The organism is Promicromonospora sp. NPDC060204 (assembly GCF_042728455.1).
In the GTDB taxonomy this organism is placed as follows: domain Bacteria; phylum Actinomycetota; class Actinomycetes; order Actinomycetales; family Cellulomonadaceae; genus Promicromonospora.
This window is the reverse complement of sequence record NZ_JBHWZO010000373.1, coordinates 1-4,602: the sequence shown is the minus strand read 5'-3', so window position 1 is coordinate 4,602 and position 4,602 is coordinate 1. Positions and strand designations below refer to the sequence as shown.

Genomic DNA, 4,602 nt, shown 5'->3' with positions numbered 1-4,602 from the left:
CTTTCGGACTGTCGAAAGCGAAGAAACCCGGGCCTCAAAGGTGAGGTGGTGACGCCCAGTCAGCTCAGGGGCTGGCGGTCCGCCCAGTCGGCCAGGAGCGTGCGCGGGCCCGTGAAGAACGGGACCTCCTCGCGCACGTGCCGGCGGGCCTCGGTCGCGCGCAGGTCACGCATGAGGTCGACGATGCGGTGCAGCTCGTCGGCCTCGAACGCGAGGATCCACTCGTAGTCGCCCAGGGCGAACGCCGAGACGGTGTTGGCCCGGACGTCCTTGTACGGGGCCGCCGCCATGCCGTGGTCGCGCAGCATGGTGCGGCGCTCCTCGTCGGGCAGCAGGTACCAGTCGTAGGACCGGACGAACGGGTACACGGAGAGATAATCGCGCGGCGCCTCGCCGGCGAGGAACGCGGGCACGTGGCCGCGGTTGAACTCCGCCGGGCGGTGCAGGGCGGCGACCGACCACACCGGCTCCAGGGAGCGGCCCAGCTCGGACGCGCGCAGCCGCTGGTAGGCGCCCTGCACGGCCTCGATCGACGGGCCGTGCGTCCACAGCATGAGGTCGGCGTCGGAGCGCAGGCCGCCCACGTCGTACCAGCCGCGGACCACGAGGTCGCCGGAGGTGGCGGCCGGGTCGACGGCGCCGCCGACGGCGGCCTCGGCGTCGGCCACGACCGCCTTGCGCTCGTTCTCGTCCGCCGGGAGCGTCTCGGTCAGCGAGAAGACCGAGAACATCGTGTACCGGATGCCCTCGTTGATCGAGGTGGTGTCGATCTCGTGCCCGGTGTCGCCGTGCACGTGCGTGTCGTTCATGTCTGCCTCTCTGTCATGGGCGGTCACGGGCGCGGTGCGGACCTCAGGAGCTCAGGTCTGGCCCGCACAGCGCCGGGATGCCGCTCGGCTCGCCGTCCCGCCGCAGGCAGCAGCCCGGCGCGCAGACCGAGCGGAAGGCCGGGAGCGACCCCACGGTCGCCTCGGTGACGGGTTCGTCGCGAGCCAGCGCGGCCCGCTCCAGCAGCAGGTCCACCAGGCCGGTGACGAACGGCTCCCGCACGCCGACGGTACCGGCTCGCACGGCGGTGATGCCGAGGTCCTTCGCCGTGGCGAGCGCCTCGGTGTCGAGGTCGTAGGCGACCTCCATGTGGTCGGAGATGAAGCCGATCGGCGACAGGACCACGTCGCGGACGCCGTCAACGGCGAGCGACTCCAGGTGGTCGTTGACGTCGGGCTCCAGCCACGGCTGGCTGGGCGGGCCGGAGCGCGAGCAGTAGGCCAGGTCCCACGGGACCTCGTGCCCGAGGCGCTCGGCCACCTGCGCCGCCACGACCGCGGCCAGGTCCAGGTGCTGCTGGGAGTACGTGGCGTGCGAGATGCGCGACGCCGCCTCCATGGTGTCCGGGATCGAGTGCGTGACGAAGACCAGCCGCGCGGCCTCCGGCGACCCGCCGTCCGCGCCGAGGGTGGCGAACGCCTCCACGACGGCGTCGGCGTTGGCCTGCGCGAAGCCCGGGTGGTTGAAGTACGAGCGGATCTTGTCGAACTGCACGCCCGTGGACCCGTCGGGGCCGAGCTGCCCGCGCTTGTCCAGCGTGATCGCGAGGTCCTCACGGTACTGGCGGCAGCCGGAGTACGAGGAGAAGGCACTGGTGACGAGCGCGACGGCGCGCTTGGCCCCGAGCTCCTCCAGCTCGTCGACCGCGTCGTTCGTGTACGGCGCCCAGTTGCGGTTGCCCCACACGACCGGGAGGTCGAGGCCGCGGGCCGCGAGCTCTGCCTCGAGCGCCGCCTTCAGCGCGAAGTTCTGCTCGTTGATGGGGCTCTTGCCGCCGAACCCGTAGTAGTGCTCGCCCACCTCCTCGAGCCGCTCGTCCGGGATGCCCTTGCCCGCGGTGACGTTGCGCAGGAACGGCACCACGTCCTCGGGGTGGTTCGGGCCACCGAAGGAGTAGAGCAGGAGGGCGTCATACGGCGCGGCGTCGTGCGCCGCAGGCTGGGGGGAAATCGCGGGCATGCGCACATCCTTCCACCGTCCGGCGCGCGGGACCGACCGGAGAGGCGCGAACGGGACGTGACATCGAACCGACGCCCTGTCAGAACCGCCCCGTTGTCAGACGTACGTGTCACCGGGATGGCCCGCACGTCTGACACTCAGGCGCGGGCGTGCGCGTTGCCCTCCCGCAGCCGCTCGCGCAGCCCCGGGAGGGCGCCCAGCAGGGCAGGCGGCACGGGGCTCCGCGTCACCATGGACAGCGTGACGCGGCCGCGGAACGGCGCCTCAACGGTGCGGTCGCCGGGCGCGGCGTACCAGCGGGCCACCATGTCGGGCACGACGGCGGCGCACCGCCGCTCCCGGGCCGTCCGGACGGCGGCCTCCGCCGTGGCGCCGGGCCGCGCGTGCGCGCCCAGCTCCGTGAGCCGCCGGTGCAGGACGTCGCCCGTCAGGTCGAGCGGGCAGTACACGACGGTCTGCCCCTCGTACGGACGCCGGCCCGAGCCCGGCACGGGGGCGCCGTCGGGCAGCAGCGTGACCAGGTCGTGCCGCCCCACCTCGGTGACCACCAGGCCGCGCGCGATCGGGACCTGCTTGGCGATCCCCGTGAACGCGGCGTCGAGGGTGCCCCGCTCGACCCACTCCAGCAGCCGCGGGCCGTGGTCCACCTCGGGCTGCACGACGACGTCGTCGAGCAGCACGTCGAGCGCCGCGAACAGCGTGCCCGCGAGGCTCGGGAACGCGCCGACCGAGACGGTGCGGGACTGCGCCGCCGCCAGGGCGCGCTCGACGATGGTGCCCAGGTGGTCCAGCACGTGCGCGGCCTGGTCGCAGAATTCCCGCCCCGCCGCCGTCGGCCGGGCGCCGGTGGTGTCGCGGTCGAACAGGCTCGTCCCCACGCGGCGCTCCAGCGCGGCCAGCCGCTGGCTCGCCGACGGCTGGCTCACCAGCAGCTCGCGGGCGGCGGCGCCGAGCGACCCGTGCCGGGCGACGGCGTCGACGAGCCGCAGGTCCTCGACCGTGGGATATGAGACCATAGGGACAGCCTATGACCCGTCATGTCCGGCAGCCGTCTACCGGCCGTCCCGGGACGGCCGCAGGATGGCAGCGTGCGCCACCCACACCTCGTCACGCTGACCGCCACGACCTTCATCACCTGGACCGGCCAGCGCATCACCGCCGTCGCGCTGCCGCTGGTCGCGCTCGACCAGACCGGCGACGCCTGGACCACCGGCCTGGTCGGCGGGTTCGCCGGCCTGCCGCTGCTCACCTCCGGGTGGTGGGGGCGGCGCCTGCGCGCGCACCTGGTGTCGGGCCGCGCACTGGCCCTGCTGCTCGCGGTCCAGGTGCTCGGGCTCGCCCTGGTGCCGGTCGCCGCGGCGACCGTGGGCGTCGGCGCGGTCGTGCTGTGCGCGACCGGCCTGGTCACGGGCGCGACGTCGGCCCTGCTCTCGCCGGCGCAGCGGGCGCTGACCGCGGACCTGGCCGAGCTGCCCGGCAACGGACCCGGCGTCGGGGCGAAGGCGCTGGCCTGGCAGGACCTCGCGCACCGGGTCTCCATGATCTTCGCGCCCGCGCTCGGGGCGTGGCTGCTGGTCGCCTGGGGCGCCGAGCCGCTGCTGTGGTGGGAGGCGGCTGCCGTGGCGCTGGCCGCCGTCGCGATGCTCACCGTGCCTGCGGTGCGGGCGGGCGACGGTGCGGGCGCGGGCGTGGCGGGCGAGGGCGAGACGGGCGAGAGCGAGGCAGCCCGGGCAGGCAAGTCCGCCGTCGACGCCGAGCCCGCCCCTCCCCTGCGCTCCGTGCTGCGCGGCAACCGGGAGCTGGCCGTGGGCCTGGCGCTGGCGGGCGTCGGCGGCGTCACGTGGTTTGCGTTCGCGCTGGGGCTGGCCCTGCTCGGCGTCGAGCTGGACCGGCCGGGCGAGCTGATCGCCGCGGGCATGGCGGGGTATGGCGTCGCGACCGTCGGCGTCTCGTTCGTCGTGCCGCTCGTGGTGCACCGGGTGCCGCGCATCCCCGCGATCGTCGCGTCGTGGGTGGTGTTCGGCGTCGCGTACGTGGCGCTGCCCGCCGCCGCGCCGAACCTGCTCGCCGTCGGCGTGGTGTCCGCGCTGGGCGGGCTGGCCATGCCGTTCGGGATCGCCGCGCTGAACGCGCTGATCGTGGAGCGCACCACGGGCGCCGCGCGTCGCACGGCGTTCACCGCGGAGACCGTGCTGCACGCCGGCGGGGCCTCGCTGGGGCTGCTCGTCGGCGGGGCGCTGATCGGCGCGCTCGGAGCCGGCCCGGTGCTGGTCGTCACCGGCATGCTGCAGGTCGTCGTGGCCCTGGGGGCAGCGGTGTGGCTGCGCGTCCGGCGGGCTCCAGTCCGGGTGTCGTCACCGGCGCAGACGAGCGACCTGGCGGCCTGAGCCTGGCGCCGTGTCGACAGGCTGCCCGCGGGTCGGCAGTCAGCTCGGGCGGTCGGCACTCTGCTCGGGCGGTCGGCAGTCTGCTCGGGCGGTCGGCACTCTGCTCGGGCGGTCGGCACTCTGCTCGGGCGGTCGGCACTCTGCTCGGGCGGTCGACAGTTTGCTTGGGCGGTCGGCACCTTGCATCGAGGTCGGCACAGGCCTGTGC

The 4,602-nt window shown here is 74.6% G+C and carries 4 protein-coding genes; 1 reads left to right on the top strand and 3 read right to left on the bottom strand.

All coding sequences use genetic code 11. The features are described from left to right. Positions 1 to 59 precede the first annotated feature (59 nt). The 3 genes from hemQ to ACFWEJ_RS27425 form a co-directional block, all read right to left on the bottom strand. Positions 60 to 809, bottom strand: coding sequence for a hydrogen peroxide-dependent heme synthase (hemQ, locus tag ACFWEJ_RS27435; protein ID WP_377232339.1), 750 nt, complete (start codon positions 807 to 809; stop codon positions 60 to 62). Positions 810 to 852: 43 nt separating this feature from the next. Continuing rightward, the gene (locus ACFWEJ_RS27430; RefSeq protein ID WP_377232338.1) at positions 853 to 2,007 is read right to left on the bottom strand and encodes a ferrochelatase; all 1,155 of its coding nucleotides are present in this window, start codon (positions 2,005 to 2,007) and stop codon (positions 853 to 855) included. A 137-nt stretch (positions 2,008 to 2,144) separates the two neighbouring features. Continuing rightward, positions 2,145 to 3,023 carry a LysR family transcriptional regulator gene (locus tag ACFWEJ_RS27425; RefSeq protein ID WP_377232337.1) on the bottom strand — a complete coding sequence of 293 codons (879 nt, stop codon included), beginning with the start codon at positions 3,021 to 3,023 and terminating at the stop codon, positions 2,145 to 2,147. Positions 3,024 to 3,095: 72 nt separating this feature from the next. On the opposite strand from ACFWEJ_RS27425, the gene ACFWEJ_RS27420 reads away from it, so the two are divergent. Beyond that, a complete protein-coding gene (locus ACFWEJ_RS27420; RefSeq protein WP_377232336.1) occupies positions 3,096 to 4,394 on the top strand; it encodes an MFS transporter in 1,299 nt (432 codons plus the stop codon). Positions 4,395 to 4,602 lie beyond the last annotated feature (208 nt).